At 69.5% G+C, this 17,629-nt stretch carries 15 protein-coding genes and 2 pseudogenes; 5 read left to right on the forward strand and 12 right to left on the reverse strand.

Annotated features, from left to right (window positions below):
- Positions 1-733: 733 nt before the first annotated feature.
- The gene (locus ACH4VX_RS32785) at positions 734-1,204 is read right to left on the reverse strand and encodes a nuclear transport factor 2 family protein (RefSeq protein WP_398372631.1); all 471 of its coding nucleotides are present in this window, start codon (positions 1,202-1,204) and stop codon (positions 734-736) included.
- A 160-nt stretch (positions 1,205-1,364) separates the two neighbouring features.
- Between ACH4VX_RS32785 and ACH4VX_RS32790 the strand changes: the two genes are divergently transcribed.
- Positions 1,365-1,808 (forward strand): Rrf2 family transcriptional regulator, encoded by a 444-nt coding sequence (locus ACH4VX_RS32790; protein ID WP_398372633.1) that lies wholly within the window; start codon positions 1,365-1,367, stop codon positions 1,806-1,808.
- Here ACH4VX_RS32790 and ACH4VX_RS32795 read toward each other — a convergent pair.
- Positions 1,709-2,149 (reverse strand): DUF4158 domain-containing protein, encoded by a 441-nt coding sequence (locus tag ACH4VX_RS32795; protein ID WP_398372635.1) that lies wholly within the window; start codon positions 2,147-2,149, stop codon positions 1,709-1,711. The genes ACH4VX_RS32790 and ACH4VX_RS32795 overlap by 100 nt on opposite strands.
- Before the next feature lie 479 nt (positions 2,150-2,628).
- On the opposite strand from ACH4VX_RS32795, the gene ACH4VX_RS32800 reads away from it, so the two are divergent.
- Positions 2,629-3,228, forward strand: coding sequence for an RHS repeat-associated core domain-containing protein (locus ACH4VX_RS32800; protein ID WP_398372636.1), 600 nt, complete (start codon positions 2,629-2,631; stop codon positions 3,226-3,228).
- Between the two features lie 492 nt (positions 3,229-3,720).
- On the opposite strand, the pseudogene ACH4VX_RS32805 reads toward ACH4VX_RS32800, so the two are convergent.
- The 7 genes and pseudogenes from ACH4VX_RS32805 to ACH4VX_RS32835 form a co-directional block, all read right to left on the reverse strand.
- Positions 3,721-3,831, reverse strand: a pseudogene (locus ACH4VX_RS32805) (3-oxoadipate enol-lactone hydrolase); the annotation flags it as partial.
- Between the two features lie 225 nt (positions 3,832-4,056).
- Positions 4,057-4,224: a transposase family protein gene (locus ACH4VX_RS32810; protein ID WP_398372638.1), complete on the reverse strand. Its 168-nt coding sequence runs from the start codon at positions 4,222-4,224 to the stop codon at positions 4,057-4,059.
- A gap of 327 nt (positions 4,225-4,551) precedes the next feature.
- Positions 4,552-5,247: a response regulator gene (locus ACH4VX_RS32815; RefSeq protein WP_398372640.1), complete on the reverse strand. Its 696-nt coding sequence runs from the start codon at positions 5,245-5,247 to the stop codon at positions 4,552-4,554.
- Positions 5,244-6,476 carry a sensor histidine kinase gene (locus tag ACH4VX_RS32820; RefSeq protein WP_398372642.1) on the reverse strand — a complete coding sequence of 411 codons (1,233 nt, stop codon included), beginning with the start codon at positions 6,474-6,476 and terminating at the stop codon, positions 5,244-5,246. The genes ACH4VX_RS32815 and ACH4VX_RS32820 overlap by 4 nt, the downstream gene beginning before the upstream one ends.
- 96 nt (positions 6,477-6,572) lie before the next feature.
- On the reverse strand, positions 6,573-8,786 hold the full coding sequence (locus ACH4VX_RS32825; RefSeq protein ID WP_398372644.1) for an MMPL family transporter: 2,214 nt from the start codon (positions 8,784-8,786) through the stop codon (positions 6,573-6,575).
- Positions 8,787-9,394: 608 nt separating this feature from the next.
- The gene (locus ACH4VX_RS32830) at positions 9,395-9,604 is read right to left on the reverse strand and encodes a hypothetical protein (protein ID WP_398372646.1); all 210 of its coding nucleotides are present in this window, start codon (positions 9,602-9,604) and stop codon (positions 9,395-9,397) included.
- Positions 9,601-11,247 carry a glycoside hydrolase family 27 protein gene (locus ACH4VX_RS32835; RefSeq protein ID WP_398372648.1) on the reverse strand — a complete coding sequence of 549 codons (1,647 nt, stop codon included), beginning with the start codon at positions 11,245-11,247 and terminating at the stop codon, positions 9,601-9,603. The genes ACH4VX_RS32830 and ACH4VX_RS32835 overlap by 4 nt, the downstream gene beginning before the upstream one ends.
- A 345-nt stretch (positions 11,248-11,592) precedes the next feature.
- Between ACH4VX_RS32835 and ACH4VX_RS32840 the strand changes: the two genes are divergently transcribed.
- Positions 11,593-13,203, forward strand: a complete 1,611-nt coding sequence (locus tag ACH4VX_RS32840) for a glycoside hydrolase 43 family protein (RefSeq protein WP_398372649.1) — start codon at positions 11,593-11,595, stop codon at positions 13,201-13,203.
- A gap of 310 nt (positions 13,204-13,513) precedes the next feature.
- Here the strand turns inward: ACH4VX_RS32840 and ACH4VX_RS32845 are convergent, their stop codons facing one another.
- Positions 13,514-14,527 (reverse strand): LacI family DNA-binding transcriptional regulator, encoded by a 1,014-nt coding sequence (locus tag ACH4VX_RS32845; RefSeq protein ID WP_398372650.1) that lies wholly within the window; start codon positions 14,525-14,527, stop codon positions 13,514-13,516.
- A 208-nt stretch (positions 14,528-14,735) separates the two neighbouring features.
- Between ACH4VX_RS32845 and ACH4VX_RS32850 the strand changes: the two genes are divergently transcribed.
- Entirely contained in the window at positions 14,736-15,701 is a 966-nt protein-coding gene (locus ACH4VX_RS32850; RefSeq protein WP_398372652.1) for a glycoside hydrolase family 6 protein, read from the forward strand.
- 39 nt (positions 15,702-15,740) lie between these two features.
- Here ACH4VX_RS32850 and ACH4VX_RS32855 read toward each other — a convergent pair.
- A pseudogene (locus tag ACH4VX_RS32855) lies at positions 15,741-16,141 on the reverse strand (transposase); the annotation flags it as partial.
- A 75-nt stretch (positions 16,142-16,216) separates the two neighbouring features.
- Here ACH4VX_RS32855 and ACH4VX_RS32860 point away from each other — a divergent pair.
- Positions 16,217-16,864 (forward strand): FG-GAP repeat domain-containing protein, encoded by a 648-nt coding sequence (locus ACH4VX_RS32860; RefSeq protein WP_398372653.1) that lies wholly within the window; start codon positions 16,217-16,219, stop codon positions 16,862-16,864.
- A 247-nt stretch (positions 16,865-17,111) separates the two neighbouring features.
- On the opposite strand, the gene ACH4VX_RS32865 is transcribed toward ACH4VX_RS32860, so the two are convergent.
- The gene (locus ACH4VX_RS32865; protein WP_398372655.1) at positions 17,112-17,285 is read right to left on the reverse strand and encodes a hypothetical protein; all 174 of its coding nucleotides are present in this window, start codon (positions 17,283-17,285) and stop codon (positions 17,112-17,114) included.
- Positions 17,286-17,629: the final 344 nt, after the last annotated feature.

The following is a 17,629-nucleotide window of genomic DNA, read 5'->3' on the forward strand; positions in this document are numbered from 1 at the left end:
CAACCTCACCAGGCGCATAACGGACGAGACGACACCCACCTGGCGAGGAACGTACTAGGACGTAAACGGCAAGTTGCCCACTTCAAACGCCCTCTGAGTACGTGTTCGCGGCCGTCGCTGACTTCGATGAGGCGGATGACCACGCTGTCCTGGCTGCCGTACAGCCCGACCCAGCCGCGGTACGTGCGCAGGGCGGGAGCGTCGTCGGTCCATTCGCCGGTGACGGCCGGGCCGCCCTCTTCGAACCGGAGGACCGCGAGGTACCGGGTGGGCTCCGGCTGGTCCGCCGTACGCGGGGCGGGAATGGCGGAGCAAGGGGCGCGGGTGGTGCCGTCTCTTACGCCGGCCTCCGCGCCGGTTCTCGTGATCGTCACGGACTCATGGCAGGCCGAGCCCTCCACGGTCCGCGCACGCGTGGAACTCGTCCACGGTCAGCGTCGGATGCGCAGGGCTTGGCGGCATGGGGAAGGGCAGTCCGGCACCGCGTACCTCGATGATCTTTGGGGTGGGGTCTCGTCGCAGCCGTGTGTCTCGTGGAGGCGGGCCCGGAGAACGTCACTCGATGTGGGTCGTTGCCCTACCTGCCGGCCAGGACTGCTGATACTCGACGAGTCGGCCTGCCGGGTCGTGTCTGCAGTTGGGTGCGAACAACAACTTTGTTCAAGAAGCAGCGCCGGGTATGCGGCCCGAAGAAGGGAGTGTCTTGTCGCATACTCGGCGCTGACCGGCAGAGTTACGCCGTCGTGGCTGCTGTCTCGGTGGCTTCGACTGCGGACCTGAAGTCAGGGTGGACCCCGATTTGATCAAGCCACACGCTCATCGAGTTGTAGCAATTGAACCTTTCGATCTTTCCGTCACGGAGGTACCAGAGGTCCGCCGCCGGCACGTCGATCCGGTTCCCGGTCGGTGGGATCTCGCCGACCGGAGTCGGAAACCCTCCGAGATGCGTGCCCTGGATTCGCAACTCGACGGCGACGACATCACCGAACGCATGTATCTCGAACAGCTCACGGTGTACATCGGGGAACGAGCGGGCGAGGCCCGCGATCACCTGAGGAATCTGCTCTCCGCGGAAACTCTGCGAGGTCGACATGTCGTTGAACGACCCGTCCTCGGTGAACAAGGCCAGGAAACCGTCACCGTCGAGAACGCTCCCTTCCGCGAGCCTGTAAGCCTCGCGAATGGTCTTTTCGTTACTTTCCATTCCTGTTCTCCTTTGAGTTCGCAACACGCTCACGGTCCGCGCTTGTCTTTGATTGACCCTTTCCGGCTGTCGTAATGATAGTTGTTACGTCAGATTGTCGCAACCTTCACTGTTGCGACTGCGCTGTCGTAACATGGAGCGTTGCGACCGGAGGAGGGTCATGAGCGCCAACAGCAGGTTGACCATTGCCGCCCATGCGCTGGCCTGGATCGGTCTCTACCAGCGCCAGGGCCATGAGGTCGCCACCTCCGAGCAGATCGCAGCCAGCGCGAACACCAACCCCGTGGTGATCAGACGGCTGCTCGGCGAGCTGCGCGGGGCCGGCCTCGTGGAGTCCCGGCGGGGCGCGGGCGCGGGCTGGTCGCTGGCGCGCGAGCTGGGGTCGATCACCCTGCTCGACGTGTACGAGGCAGTGGAACCCGGCCCGCTGTTCGCGATGCACCGCACCACTCCGGACCAGGGATGCGTGGTGGGTCACGGCATCCAGCCGGCAATGCGGGGCATCTACCAGGACATCGAGGAGACCCTGAGACACGAACTGGCCCGCGTCACGCTCGAGAAGGTACTCCGGGACGTACTCGCGGCACCTCGCCAGCCTCTCTGATCAGCTGGGCGACCCCGTGCGAACCGTAGGGTTCGGCGTGGGTTCTGCCCACCGGGGCGGAGTGACGTGAGCGTGTGCCACCGCACGAACTCCACCACCTGCTCCGGCACGTCCTCCAGTGCCGAAAAGCACCCCATGCGCTGATACGACTTCAGCATCAGCAGCAAGGCCAGCAGATGCTTATCCCCGTCCGTCGCCCCGGCCGCCCACTCCAGCTCGTCACGAGTCGGCGAGAAGAACAGATGCAGCTCATGCGCGGTGATCAGCCGCTTGAACCACGGATACGCGGTCCGCTCGATCGAGGTCACAACCCACCCCAGGCCCAAGACGATGGTAAACATCACCACCAACGACGCTGAGCCGAACGGGTGACGGGCCGGACGCTCACGGCTTCAAGATCAACTCATTGCCCCTTTGACGCGTATCCGGGTCACACCCCAAGAAGGGCGCCGACACCTACACCTACACCTGGCCGGGCATATCTCCGCCGTCACCGCCTACACCTACGACCACGATGCCAACGGCAACCAGGTCGCCACCCTCAGGGACGGCGCCGTCACCCACTGCACCCAGTGGGACCCCAACGCCCCACTGCCGGTCCTGGCCACCGAATACGACAGCGCCTGGACCATCAAACAGTCCTTCCGCTACGACTCCCTCGGCCAGCCCACCTACGCCAAGATCGGCACAGGCACGCTCTTCTACTACCACCACGACCCCCAGGGCTCACCGGTCGACGTCACCAACAGCACCGGCACCCTCTACCAGCGCTGGGCCTACAACCCGTTCGGCACCCGGGTCCTGGGCACCGTCACCGGCGGTGCCCCCCGCCAGCCCTCCCTCCTGCACCGGCGCCCGCTACGAAACCACCACCGGCAATCCCGACCTCCACGCCCGTCAGTACGACACCACCACCGGCCGCTTCACCCGGCCCGACCCGGCCACCCGCGCCCAGACCACGCCGTACATATCGCCCTACGTCTACGCCGACAACGCCCCCACCCTGCTCACCGACCCCAGCGGACTGACCCCCGACGACCCGAACGACGGGGAGTCCGAAGTGCGTCGAACTCGGTTCCCCGTAGTAACGTCCCCCGCCCGGCTCGACCGCGGCTCTGCGCCATCCCGTCAGGCCGCCGGTTCCGACGAGGGCGATCTGCTGGGTCAGTTCTTCGGCGGCTTCGGCGTACAGGTCGGCGAGGGCGTCGCAGCCCTGCTGGCGCAGCATGGATTCGGCGCGGTGGAGGCGGTAGGCGGGGCGGACGGGGAGGTACTTGTCGACGAAGGCGCTGGCTCCGCCGTTCTCGCCGGTGAATGCGTCGTGCAGGTCCCCGGCGCGGACGAAGGGCGACTTAAAGACGTCGACGAACGCATCCCCGAAGACGCCCGCTTCTTGCCCTCCTGGGCGCGGCGTTCGTAGTACGCCTGGGTGCGCAGGTCGGGGCGCGCCCGGTGAAGACGATGCGGTGCAGGGCGGCGTTGGCCCGCGGTCGCCGCCGCGGTTGAGCCGGCGCGCACTACTTCAGCCGAAGGAGTATTCGATGGGGCCGACTCCACAAAGGACGGCAAAGGACGCCTCGGTGTTCAACCGCTCGGAACGTCGTCCGTCATGGCTGCGATCGCAAATGCAGCGTCCCCGAGGGCAGCGCTGGAAGACAAACTGCATGACGAGTCGAACGCGTCACGCGGGCACGCACAGTGAACTTCACAGCGATGCCTCACCGGAGCGCTCCTGTGAGGCTTCGTTTCGTGGCTCCGGGCAGAGGCCCGCCAAGGATGCTCCCCGGCGGGGCCTCGATCTACACCGGCGCTGTCACGCGTCTGTCACCAGCTACGCCGACGCCACCGGACCGCAAAGCCCTGACCTGCTACAACGCGCACACCATGGATTGGCATGGACGCCGATAGACGGTCTCTGCAACCTGTGCCATGTGGTGCCCAGGGAGGGGCCCAGGATCAGAACCGGAGCGTCTTCTGGCCCGTCGAAGCGGTATTGCAGGGTGTTGGGTGGTGTCTCGCTCACGCCCCAGACCCTCTCACGTCTCACGGACGCCCCTAATAACGCGGGGGCGCGGAAAACTGGTCTGACCAGGTTGAAGACCTCGCGGGGCGATGAGGACATCTGGCCTGTTCCCTCCGGCGGACCCAGTGGGCGACTCCATGACCGGATCGTGGCCGAGAACAGATGACAGGGCGGTGATGCGCCGATAGCTGATCTCGACCTCCACCGCCCTGCGCACCAGCGGTCTCAGCTCGGCTCGGTGAGCCCCTCCACCTGCTCGACGAACGTGCGGCGTCCGCACTCCGACGCCCGGCACCCGAACCGCCGCACCGCCAGGTCGATCACGACCCTCCGACCGGCGATGGCCAGGTCGGCCAGGCGCCGCCGGTACCCGCCGTGGACGCGTGCGGACACCTGCCACAGCCTGGGCAGGCCGCCTCCCGGGTCACCGTCCGCGCGGCGAAGGCCAGTGCGGCATCGTCCACCACAACCTCCTCGACCACCACGGATGACAGATGGCCAAAGACCGTCGAGAGCACGTCGCAATCACACGAACGGCCACCCTTCCAGCAGTCTGTGACTGCCCGTCACCGGACCACAAGAAGTGGATCAGAACCGAACGAAGTGGCCGTTGACAGCTATCTGCGGGAAGACCTCAGACAGGTCCGGCCGCCGACGATCCGTCAGCCGTCCACCAGGGTCGACCGAGGCTCAGCGCCGGTTTTCGTTCCGTTGGAATTCCTATACCGCGGCGGGGGCCCCGTTCGCCCCTCCCGCCTGGACCAGGCCCGTCTGGTACGCGATGACGACGAGCTGTGCCCGGTCGCGGGCGTTGAGCTTCGTCATCGCGCGGTGGATGTGCGTCCGTGCCGTCAGTGGGCTGACCACCAGCAGCTCGGCGATCTCCGCGTTGGACTTGCCCTCGGCCGCCAGCGCCATCACTTGCCGTTCCCGTCCGGTGAGATCGGCGAGCCGTTCCGGGGGCACCAGGTGGGTGCCGGAGGCCGGGGAGGTGAGGAAGCGGGTGATCAGGGTGCGGGTGGCGCCGGGGGAGAGCAGCGCCTCCCCGGAGGCCACCGTGCGGATGCCGGCCAGCAGGGCGTCCGCGGTGACGTCCTTGCCGAGGAAGCCGCTGGCCCCGGCTCTCAGCGCCTGGGCGACGTAGTCCTCGGTCTCGAAGGTGGTCAGGATCAGCACGCGGGTGGCCGCCAGCTCCGGATCGGCGCAGATCGCCGCGGTACCGGACAGGCCGTCCGTCCCGGGCATGCGGATGTCCATGAGCACCACGTCCGGGTGGCGGGTACGGGCCAGCTCCAGTGCCTCCGCCCCGTCGGACGCCTCCCCGACGACCTCCATGTCCGGACAGGAGTCGATCAGGATGCGGAACGTGGCCCGCAGCAGGGCCTGGTCGTCCGCGAGCAGCACCTTCACGGTCATGGAGACTCTCCTTCGACGGCGGCGGCCGGTTGCAGCGGCAGCGCGGTGGTGACCTCGAAGCCACCCTCGGGGCGGGGGCCCGCGCACAGGTCGCCACCGATGGACTGGGCGCGCTCCCGCATGCCCCGCAGCCCGAAGCCGCCGGACGTCCCGTTGACGGCGGTGGCGGTGGCCGGGCCGTCGTTGCTGACGGTGATGAGCAGCCGGGAGTCGGCGTAGGTGAAGCTGACGTGGGCGGCGCGTTCGGGGGCGTGCTTGGCGACGTTGGTGAGGGCTTCCTGCACGATCCGGTACGCGGTCAGGTCCACGCCCGGCGTCAGCGGGCGGCGCACGCCCTCCTGGTGGACGACGACTTCCAGGCCCGCCGAGCGGTAGGAGTCGATCAGCTCGGGAAGGCGGGCGAGCCCCGGCGCCGGTTCCAGGCCCTCGCCCTTGGGCCGGTCGTCCTGGCGCAGCAGGCCCAGGGTGGCCTTGAGCTCGCGCAGCGCCGAGGAGGTGGTGCCGGTGAGGTCGTCGAGGATCTTCCGGCTCTGCTCGGGGTCGCTGCGCGAGAGGTGGGCGGCGGTGCCGGCCTGGGCGTTGGCGAGGGCCAGGTGGTGGGCTACGACGTCGTGCAGCTCGCGGGCGATGCGCATGCGCTCCTCGGTGACCCGCAGCCGGGCCTCCTCCTCCCGGGTGCGTTCGGCGTGCTCGGCGCGGGCCTTGACCGCTTCCAGGTAGTCGCCGCGCAGCCGGGCCAGGCTGCCGCCGACGAGCGGCAGGGCCATCCAGAACACCGGGCCGATCACGGTCAGGACCGGGGAGAGGTCGCGCATGCCGTCGGAGAACAGGTTCACGGTCAGCAGGGCCACCGTGACGACGAGCGCGTACAGGCGGACGGTCCGGCGGTCGCACAGGACGGCCAGCCAGTACATCGCGGCGAGCAGCGGGGCCAGCAGCATCGGGGTGAGCAGGTAGCCGCGCGCGATCGCGGCGATGGTGACCCCGGCGACCACGACCACGACCGTGCGGGTGTGGGTGCGGTACTTCAGCAGGACGAAGCAGGACAGGCCGAGCATGACCTCCAGCGACTTCCCCGCGTCCGGGCTGTTGACGCCGGGGAGGCTGAGCTGGGTGCCGAAGGAGGCACAGCCGATGAGGGCCAGCACCACCATCACGTCCAGGAAGCGCGGGAAGCGCGACGCGTACTGCTCCACGCGCTCGGTGTAGCGCTCCAGGCTGCTGCTCATGGTCGGCTCTCTCGACGAGGGGACTGGCATCCATGGTGGACGATGCGAAGCCGCCCGGGTCGCTGGGACGACCCCGGGCGGCTCCTGCGCACCCGGTCAGGCGCGGGCGAGGTCCTTCTCGGCCGGTTCCGCCTCGGGCTCGGTCGGGCGGGTCAGCGCCTCGCCCTCCACATCGACCCGGGGCAGGATCCGGTCCAGCCACTTCGGCAGCCACCAGGCCCGCTCGCCGAGCAGGGCGAGGACGGCCGGGACGATCGCCATCCGGACCACGAAGGCGTCGAGCAGGACGGCCGAGGCGAGGCCGAAGCCGATCATCTTGATCATGGCGTCGCTCTCCCCGATGAACCCGGAGAACACCGCGATCATGATCAGTGCGGCGGCCACGACGACCCGGGCGCTGTGCTGGAACCCGGAGGTCACGGCCTGGGCGGGCCGCTCGCCGTGGACGTACGCCTCGCGCATCCGCGAGACCAGGAAGACCTCGTAGTCCATGGCGAGGCCGAAGACGATGCCCACCAGGAAGATCGGCATCAGGCTCATGATGGGGCCGGTGGTCTCCACGCCCAGCAGGTCGGCGCCGTGGCCCTGCTGGAAGACCACGACCACCGCGCCGAGCGAGGCGAGCACCGAGAGCAGGAAGCCGGCGGCCGCCTTCAACGGGACCAGGATCGAGCGGAAGACCACCAGCAGCAGGATCACGGCGAGCCCGACCACCACGAGCAGGTACGGCACCAGCGCGGACTGCACCTTCTCGGAGATGTCGATGTTCATCGCGGTAGTGCCGGTGACCTCGAAGGTCGCCCCGGCCTCGGACTCGATGCCGGGCCGGTCGCCGCGGACGGTGTTGACCAGGTCCTTGGTCTCCTGGTCGGTCGGCGCGGTGGTGGGGACGACGGAGAAGACGGCCGTGTCACCGGATTCGTTGAACTGGGCCGGGGACACCGACACCACGCCCTCGGTGCCGCCGATTCGCTCGGAGACGGTCTCGGCCGCGGCCTTCGGGTCGTCGGCGTCCTCGGCGTCCACGACCACGGTCAGCGGTCCATTGAAGCCAGGCCCGAAGCCCTCGGCGAGCGCATCGTAGGCCCGCCGCTGGGTGGTCTCCGTGGACTTGGCCTCGTCGCCGGGCATACCGAGCTGGAGGTCGGTCATCGGCAGCGCCAGAGCGCCGAGGCCCGCGACGGCGGCGAGCAGCACGGGCAGCGGGCGGCGCAGTACGAAGCTCGCCCAGCGGGTGCCGCCGTTGACCTTGCGCGTCTCCTGCGGCGTACCGCCCGCTCGGCGGGCCTTGCGGTCCTTGCGGGTCAGTACGGTGTTGGGCCAGAAGCCGAGCAAGGCCGGGACCAGGGTCAGCGCGATGAGGACGCCGACGACGACCGCGCCCGCCGCGCCCAGGCCCATCTCGGTCAGCATCGGGATGCCGACGACGGAGAGACCGGCGAGCGCGATGACGACGGTGAGCCCGGCGAAGACCACGGCGGAGCCCGCGGTGCCGGTGGCGAGGGCGACGGCCTCCTGGGGCGCCCGCCCCTTGGCGCGCTCCTCGCGGTAGCGGGAGACGATGAACAGGGCGTAGTCGATGCCGACGGCCAGACCCAGCATGATCGCCAGGGTGCTGGTGGTGTCGGTCAGGCCCAGCGGACCGGCCAGGGCCGTGATGGCGAACAGGCTGATGCCGACGCCGATGAGCGCGGTGAGCAGCGGGAGTCCGGCGGCGGCCAGTGAGCCGAAGGTGATCAGCAGGACGACCGCGGCGACGGCGATGCCGATCGCCTCGGCGGTGCCGCTGGGTCCGCCCGTGTCCTCCATGGCGTCGCCGCCTGCCTCGACGGTGAGCCCGGAGTCACGGGCGTGCTCGAGCGACTCGTCCAGGTGGCTGCGGCTGGCGTCGGTGAGTCCGGAGGCGTCGACCTTGTAGGTCACGGTCGTGTACGCGGTGGAGCCGTCCTCGCTGACCGCGCCGGACTCGTACGGGTCGACGGTGCTCGCGACCTGCGTGCCGTCCCTGAGTTCGGCTATCGCGGCCTCGACGGCCTTCTTGTTCTCGGTGGCGGTGACCTTCTCGCCGTTCGGCGAGACGAAGACGACGCGGGCGGTCGCGCCGTCGGCGGCGGCGCCGGGGAACCGCTCCTCCATCAGGTCGAAGGCTTCCTGCGATTCGATCCCCGGCATGGAGAAGGGTTCCTCCTCCGCCTCCGGCGCGGTCATGCCGGCGAGTCCTACGGCGGCCAGCACGGCGGCCCAGACAAGGGCGACGGTCCAGCGTCGCCTGAAGGCCAAGCGGCCCATTCGATACAGAAAAGCAGCCACGGGGAGGTCTCCACATCCGGGTTTCGAAGGTGCCTCCAGCCTCCTGAAGAGGGGGGTGTCCTGTCGTCGTCCGGCTGCCGACACTGCGCGGTACTGAATCCGCAGTACTACGCCCTCCGCGGGTCCCACCCGGGGACGAGAGCGGGTCGGCCTCAGGTCGCGGGGTTGAGTTCCTCAACCCTGAGAACGGCACCGGCGGTCATCCCGCTACAGCGTCCGGACGGCAAGGGTCGCGCGTCTCCGTCCACCGGTGCCGCCTTCCCCCGTCTCTCTGTCTTTCCGGGAGTACACCCATGCCGGCGCGCGGCAGCGAGTACGGCATGGACGACGGGGAGGCAGCCCAGCGGATCGCTGCCTGGACCGGCAACTGCGACGGCGAATCCGCCATGTACGCCACCTCGTGTGGCCTTCGCCAAGGAGACAGCCCGGACTGAAGTGACCCCTCAGGTCCCGACACCTTGCATCAAGAGTGCGGTGGGAGCGCTACGCCGACGGTCGCGGGCTGCTCGACGACGCACTGCCTCACCGCGTCGGGAACCACGGTGACGGGCACGACGTCCTGAGCCGGGACCGTGCCCGCCCGGAGATCTCCCGGGCGGGCACGGCGCTCAGCCGCAGGCGGTGCCGTGCAGGGTGCAGGTGCTCGGCGGGGAGGTGTTGCCGGTGTGGGTGGCCGGCCTGGAAGCCGATGCACCGACGCCCGGGGACCCGCCGCAGCCGGAGCCGGGGGCGGCCGTGCCGGCCGATGCGGCAGCCGTGCGGGAGGCCGTGGCCGGGGTGTTGTCGCTCCGGCCATGCCCCAGTGCCGTGTCGCTCACGCGCGGGTCCACTTCTGGTTGGCCTGGCCGTTGCAGGTCCACAGCACCAGCGGGGTCCCGTTGGCGGTGCCGGCCCCGTTGGCGTCGAGGCACAGTCCGGAGCGGACGTTGCGGATCGAGCCGTCGGAGCCGACGGTCCACTTCTGGTTGTTCTGGCCGTTGCAGGGCCAGGTGATGACACGGGTGCCGTTCGTGGTGCCCTGGTTGTAGGCGTCCAGGCACTTGTCGCCGTAGACGCGGATCTCGCCGCCCGCCCATGTGGTCCACAGCTGGTTGGCGGCCGTGTGGCAGTCCCACAGCAGAGTCGCGGCGCCGGCGGCCGTGGAGGCGTTGTCCACGTCCACGCAGCGGCCGGAGGCGTTGCCCCGCAGGCGTGAGGTGGTGGCGGCCAGCGGGCTGCCGCCGCTCACCCGGTACGCGGCGACGCCGTGCGCGGGGACGCTCGCCGAGATCTGCCCGGACGTGCTCGACGTGCCGCCGGTCCACAGGTCGGTGAGGGTGAACGGTCCTCCGCTCAGGCCGATCTGGGCGGCCGTCGTGGTGACCGTCGCCGCGCTCTCGCCCCGGTTGAACAGCCCCACCGCGACCGAACCGTCCGCCAGAGGCTTGGCGAACACCTCGATGTTGCCGTCGTCGCGCACCCTGCGTCCGCCCGCGCCCTGGGAGTCCTGGTTCACCGCCAGCAGGCGCGGGTTGCGCAGGATCGCGCTGACGTCGGCGGACATCGTGCGGATGTCGTTGCCGGCCATCAGCGGGGCACTCATCAGCGCCCACAGGGCGAAGTGGGAGCGGGACTCGGTCAGCGGCAGGCCGGGGCGGCCGACTACCAGCATGTCGGGGTCGTTCCAGTGCCCCGGGCCGGACTGTGCGGCCAGCGGCGCATTGACGTCCAGGACGTTGCCGACGCCCATCGGGTAGCTGTTGGTGTTGCCGTTCTGCCAGATGTCGAGCAGGTCCTCGGTCGTCCGCCACAGGTCGGCGACCTCGCCCCAGTTGTACGTGGACCCCGTGATGGCGTGGAAGCTGTTGGGGTTGATGCTGTAGACGATCGGCCGACCGGTGGCGCGCAGGGCATCACGCATCAGCTTGAACCGCGCGACCTGCTCGTCACGTGTGCCGCTCGAGGAACACCAGTCGTACTTGAGGTAGTCGACCCCCCATGTGGCGAACGTGGCGGCGTCCTGGACCTCGTGGCCCCTGCTGCCCGTGGCGCCCGGGTAAGTGCCCACGGTCTGCGCGCAGGTGCGCTCGCCCGGCACCTGGTAGATGCCGAACTTCAGGCCCTTGCTGTGGATGTAGTCCCCGAGGGCCTTCATCCCGCTCGGGAACTTCGTCGGGTTGGCCCGCAGGTTGCCCTGCGCGTCACGCTGCGGGTCGAACCAGCAGTCGTCGACCACCACGTACCGGTAGCCGGCGTCCCGCATGCCCGAGGCCACCATCGCGTCGGTGGCCTGGCGGACCTGGGCCTCGGTGATTCCGCACCCGAAGCTGTTCCAGCTGTTCCACCCCAGCGGTGGGGTGAGCGCCGGACTGCCCGGCGCGGCCGTGGCGGTGGACTGCGCTGAGGCCGTCACGGACGCGGTCACCGTCAGCGCGGCGGCCGTGAGGAGGCGGTGCAGTCGTCCGCCTGATCGTCTGGGCACCCGGAACTCCTTCGGCAGGAAAGAGAGAGGAGAGGAGAAGTTCGAAATTTCGATTGACGTTCGGAAACTTCAGATGCCCCACGGATACTAGAGAGGCGTCCGGTCATGTCAACACCTCCTGAAGGAACAGGATTTGTCGCGTGATCAGCAAGGGAGCAAGGCTGAGGCGCACCGGCTCCGCACCAGCCGCTTCGAACATTTCGAAGCGGCGCACGACTTACGCGAGAAGGGTTGACGGGGTACGTCAACCTCCTATCATCCAGAGTGCTCGACAAGTCGCACCACGTTCGACATCTCGAACGCGACAGAGCCACTCCGACCGATGAACTCGAGGCGAACACCTTCATGGATTTGTCATGTCCGCATCAACCTCTCACTCGTCGCCGCACGCTCGCGGCCGCCACCGGCCTGGCCGCCGGCGCCCTCCTCCCCGCCGGGCCCGCCCTCGCGACCGCGGCGCAGTACACGAACCCGGTGATCTGGCAGGACTTCGCGGACATCGACATCATCCGCGTCGGCGACACCTACTACGCCTCGGCCTCGACGATGCACTACTCGCCGGGCGCGCCCGTTCTGCGGTCGTACGACCTGGTGAACTGGGAGATCGCCGGCCATTCGGTACCCGTTCTCGACTTCGGCGCCAAGTACGACCTGAACGGCGCCCGCGGCTATGTCAGAGGAATCTGGGCATCGTCACTGGCCTACCGGCCCAGCAACAGGACCTTCTACTGGCTCGGCCAGATCGACTTCGCCCGGACGTACCTCTACACCGCCACCGCGGTGGAGGGGCCGTGGAACAGGCTGACGACGATCAGCACCCCCTACTACGACGCCGGCCTGCTCGTCGACACCGACGACACCCTCTACGTGGCGTACGGCAACACCACCATCAGCGTGGCCCAGCTCTCGCCCGACGGCCGCAACCAGGTCCGTACGCAGGAGGTGTTCAGGACACCGTCCGGCGTCGGCACCTTGGAGGGCGCCCGGTTCTACAAGATCAACGGGCAGTACTACATCTTCCTGACCCGCCCCGCGAACGGCCAGTACATCCTCAGGTCCTCGAGCGGCCCCTTCGGCCCGTACACGATGCGGCAGGTCCTCCTCGAGCTGCGCGGACCGATCCCCGGCGGCGGCGTACCCCACCAGGGCGGGCTGGTGCGGACGCAGAGCGGCGCCTGGTACTACATGGCCTTCGTCGACGCCTACCCCGGCGGCCGCATGCCCGCCCTGGCACCGGTCACCTGGACCGCGGACGGCTGGCCCGTCGTACAGCTCGTCAACGGCGCGTGGGGCACCACGTATCCCAGTCCGGCCGTACCCACTCCGCCCCGCCAGGTCACCCCGATGACCGGCGTCGACACCTTCGACGGTACGACCCTGAAACCGAGATGGGAGTGGAACCACAACCCCGACAACACCAAGTGGTCGGCCGGCAACGGCCTGACGCTGCGGACCGCGACCGTCACCCACGACCTCTACTGGGCCCGCAACACCCTCACGCACCGCATCCAGGGCCCCACCTCCACCGCCACGGTCCAGCTCGACCACTCCGCGATGCGGGACGGCGACCGGGCCGGGCTCGCGCTGCTGCGTGACTCCTCCGCCTGGATCGGCCTCAAGCGCGACGGCGGTGCGACACGGGTGGTGATGGTCACCGGGCTGACCATGGACAGCAACTGGAACACCACCGGCACCGGCACCGAGATCGCGAGCGCGCCCGTCTCCGGCGGCCGCATCCGGCTGCGCGCGAACGCGGACATCCGCCCTGGCGCACCGCGCCCCGGAACCTTCTCCTACAGCACCGACGGCATCACGTTCACCCGTCTCGGACCCGCCTTCTCCATGGGCAACGACTGGCGGTTCTTCATGGGATACCGGTTCGCCCTCTTCAACCACGCCACTCAGGCCCTCGGCGGCGCGGTCCGCGTCACGCGGTTCGAGGTGTCCACACCCTGAACCGATCCATCGACCGCACCGCCCGGCCCCCGCCCCGACCAGGAGAACCATGAGCCCGCTGAAACAGCTCGGTCCTCGCCGGGCATCCGTCCTGAGCGTGCCGGCCGCGACCGTCCTGATGAACCCGGCACCGCGACCGGCATCAGCAAAAGAGGCAGGCTGCAACCAGCACCCAAGCCATCGGATCGGGCGGCGGTCGCCGCTTCCGCTGCTGGACCTCGACCACCCTGGCCGGCTCCCTGGACGCCCCGCGCCGCGTCCGAGAGCAACCCGTTCGGACCGGGGCCCGCCCCTCCCGGACAGTGAGGAGTCAGGCGCTGGCCCGGACGGCCAGGCGGGTGGGGAGGACCAGTGGGGTGGGGTCCTGCCCGTTGACGAGCGCGACGAGCATGCGCGCCATCTCCCGTCCGAGAGCCTCTACAGGCTGATGGACGGTGGTGAGCGGCGGATCGGCGATCTGGGCGACCGTCAGGTCGTCGAAGCCGACCACGGCGACGTCGGCGGGGACCCGTCGGCCGGCCTCCCGCACGGTGCGCAGCGCTCCCGCCGCCATATTGTCGTTGGCGGCGAACACTCCGTCCACGTCGGGGTGTTCCGCCAGCAGCGCGGCCATGGCGGCGGCTCCGCTGCGCTCCGTGAAGTCCCCCTCCAGCGGCGGGAACGGATCGAGACCGGCGCCCAGCATGGCGTCCCGGTAGCCGCGGTACCGGGCGCGCCCGGCCTCGGTGTCCAGACGCCCGCAGATCACGGCCACGCGCCTCCGGCCGAGTGAGACCAGATGCTCGGTCGCCTCGCGCGCTCCGCCGACGTTGTCCACGTCCACGTACCACCGGGGAGCCGAACCGACCGGGCGCCCGCCGAACACGACGGGCATCTGCGCCTCGTCGGCCATCCGGGTCAGCGGATCGTCCTCGCGCAGCGCCATCAGCATCACACCGTCCGCGCCCCTGGACCGCAGGAGCTCCTCGACCCGCTTGCGGCCCCGGTCGGAAGCGGCCAGGCACAGCATCAGATGCAGGTCCGCCTCGTCCAGGGCGGCCGACGCCCCCACGATCACCCGGGCGAAGAACGGATCGGCGAAGATCGACGGATCCTCTCCCGAGACGACCAGGGCGGCCGCTCCCGTCTGACGGGTGGCCAGCGCGCGGGCGGTCGGATTGGGTACGTAACCGAGTTGCCGCACGGCCCGTTCGACAGCCTCGCGCTTGGCGCGGCTGACGTGCGGGGCGTTGTTGAGGGCGCGGGAGGCCACGGAGCGGGAAACACCGGCGCGTTCGGCCACCTCGTCGAGCGTCGGATGCCGACGCGGCGCTGCTTCTGCCATGACTCGTGAGTCTTTCACAGGCGGGGAGCGCTCAAGGACGCATGAGATGGGACCGCTTCCAGTGCAGTGGCCTACAGGACCTACGTCTCCCTGTGAAAGTCGAATGTCGTGCCGACCATTGACAGCTCAATCACTCACCCACACGATTGGGACCGCTTCCAGTGGGAGCGCTCCCAAAGCGCACATCCTCTGAAATCGAGGTACTGTCTTGAGCCGCAGACTCCGCACCCTGATGGCAGCGCTCTGTGCTCTGCCGCTGGCGTTCGCCGCCGCACCCTCCGCCCACGCGGCCGACCCCACCACCATGACCAACGGGTTCTACGTGGACCCCGACTCGAGCGCGAGGCGGTGGGCGGCCGCCAACCCCGGCGACGGCCGGGCCGCCGCGATCAACGCCTCCATCGCCAACACACCGATGGCCCGCTGGTTCGGCTCCTGGAGCGGCACCATCGGCACCGCAACAGGTGCCTACGTCGGAGCGGCGGACTACCGGGACAAGCTGCCCGTCCTCGTCGCCTACAACATCTACCACCGTGACTACTGCGGCGGGCACTCCGCCGGCGGAGCCGCCTCGCCGTCCGCCTACGCCGACTGGATCGCTCAGTTCGCCGGAGGCATCGCGGCCCGCCCGGCCGTCGTCATCCTCGAACCGGACTCCCTCGGAGACTACGGCTGCATGACCCAGGCCCAGATCGACGAACGCGAGGCCATGCTCACCGGTGCCCTCGCCGAGTTCAACCGCCAAGCCCCCAACACCTGGGTCTACATGGACGCCGGCAACCCGCGCTGGGCCGACGCGGCGACCATGGCCCGGCGCCTCCACGAAGCCGGCCTCCGACAGGCCCACGGCTTCTCGCTCAACGTCTCCAACTACATCACCACCGCCGAGAACACCGCCTACGGCAACGCCGTCAACAACGAACTGGCCGCCCGCTACGGCTACACCAAGCCGTTCGTCGTGGACACCAGCCGCAACGGCAACAGCTCCAACGGCCAGTGGTGCAACCCCTCCGGCCGCCGCATCGGCACGCCCACCCGGACGGGCGGAGGCGCCGAGATGCTCCTGTGGATCAAGACCCCGGGCGAGTCCGACGGCAACTGCGGTGCCGGAACCGGCTCCACGGCCGGCCAGTTCCTCCCCGAGGTCGCCTACAAGATGATCTACGGCTACTGATCCAGGACTCCCGCCGCCCGCACAGGCGACCGGCAGTCCGCCGGGGCGGCGGGCATTCCCCCCCGACCATCTCACCGGAGAGGGGCCGACGTGATCCCCCCTTTGAGGGCCTGGACATGTGACCCGTCTATAGAGCAGTCGTCCAGTTCCAGCAGGTCGGCGCGACGCATCCCGGTCAGCAGGGCTGACTGCAGGCGCGGCCGGACTCCGGCCATGGTCCAGTCTCGCAGTCCGCGCCAGGCCGTCACCCCGGACCGGCCCACTACTTCTCTTGGCACGTTGCACCAGGCCACGCCCTTGCGCAGGACGTAAACGATGCCCGCCAGTGCGACCCTGTCCGGCACCGGGAGCCGTCCGGGATGGCGGTGCCGCCGTGGGCGCACCGGCAGCAGCGGGGCCATCCGGTCCCAGGGATCATCGGGGACAAGGTTCACGTTCACGAGGCTGCAGCTTGCCGGAGAACCCGGTTGAGCACGCCGAGCCGGATCGACATACTCCCCGGATGACCAACACACGTGCGCGTCACCGATGACGGATCGGTGCGGGTGGCCATCAACACCGTGGGGGAGCCCGGCAAGCCGCACTGGGTCGATAGAGGGCTCGTCCCCTCGCCCAGGCCCAAGTCCGGCACCGGTGACAGGGTCAGGTTCGCAGACCTCGACGGCAACGGCGTCGACGACTACCTGCTGCTCGGCGAGAACGGCTCCGTCGAGGCGTGGTACCAGAGCGCGGACGGGGACTGGAACCACGGCAGGGTGGTCGCACCCGGCATCAAGGGAGTGCGGCCGGAGGCCGTACGCTTCGCCGACGTCAACGGAGACGGCCGCGACGACTACCTCCGCACCGGCGAGAACGGTTCGGTGCACGCCTACGTCAACACCGTCGGCGCGACCAACATCCACTGGGAGGAACACCTCAACTGGGCTCCTGGTGTCTCCTACGGCTCCCGGGACAAGCTCCGGCTCGCCGACGTCAACGGGGACGCCAAGGCCGACTACCTGATGGTCGGCAACAGCGGAGCCGTGCACGCGTACTTCAACGACGGGGGAGGCGGCGGCGGTGGCTTCACCGAACATCTCTACTTCGTCAACGAAACCGGCTACCCCGGCGCCAAGTCGACCTTCCGTGACGTCAGCGGGACGGCAAGGCCGACTACGTCGTGATCTACGACGGCGGTGCCATCCGGTGCTGGCTCAACCGGGGCGGCAACATCAGCTGACCGGAAGGCCGGTCCATGGATCGCCGCCGTGCCCTGACCGGCGCGGCGGCGATCCGTGCGGCAGGGGCGCGGCAGGCATGTGCCGCACCCCCGGCTCCTTCACCGCTCCGCGAGTATCCGCAGCCTGCCTCGGATGCGCCGGGCCGTTGCGCCTCGGCCGGGAACGGCCCGGCGGGCGGGCGCCGGGCCTCTCACGCCCGGATCCTCGTTCCCGCGTCGGCGGCGGACTCGGGAACCGTGCCGGCACCCTCCGGGGCCGTGCGGCCGCGACGACGGACGGTGACCATCCGCAGTGTGGCGAGCAGGGCGCCGGCTGTGAGGACGAACAGCAGGTGCGAGGTGTGTGCTCCGGCTCTGTCCGCCACCCGGACGACGGGGTTGGCGAGGCCGAGGCGGTCCGACAGCCGGCCGAGGGCCAGGCCGGCGGCCAGCAGGGCGCAGGTGGTGCGCAGGGCTGTGTGGCGGGGAAGCCTGGATTCAACCGGTCATGGCAACACTCTCGGCCGGGGTGCGGAATCCCAGGCACTCGCGGGGGCGGTCACGCGGAGAAGGCGAACTGCCCGGTCACGCTGCTGTGCAGGGTCATGAGGACGGCCCGGTCCACGTACTACGCGTGGGCGGCCGGGCGCCAGGCGCGCGAAGCGCGGCGGCAGGCCGACAGGGCCCCGGCGCACGAGATCACGGTGATCCGTCCTGCGTCCCGGAAGAA

The organism is Streptomyces sp. NPDC020731 (genome assembly GCF_044334705.1).
Lineage (GTDB): Bacteria > Actinomycetota > Actinomycetes > Streptomycetales > Streptomycetaceae > Streptomyces.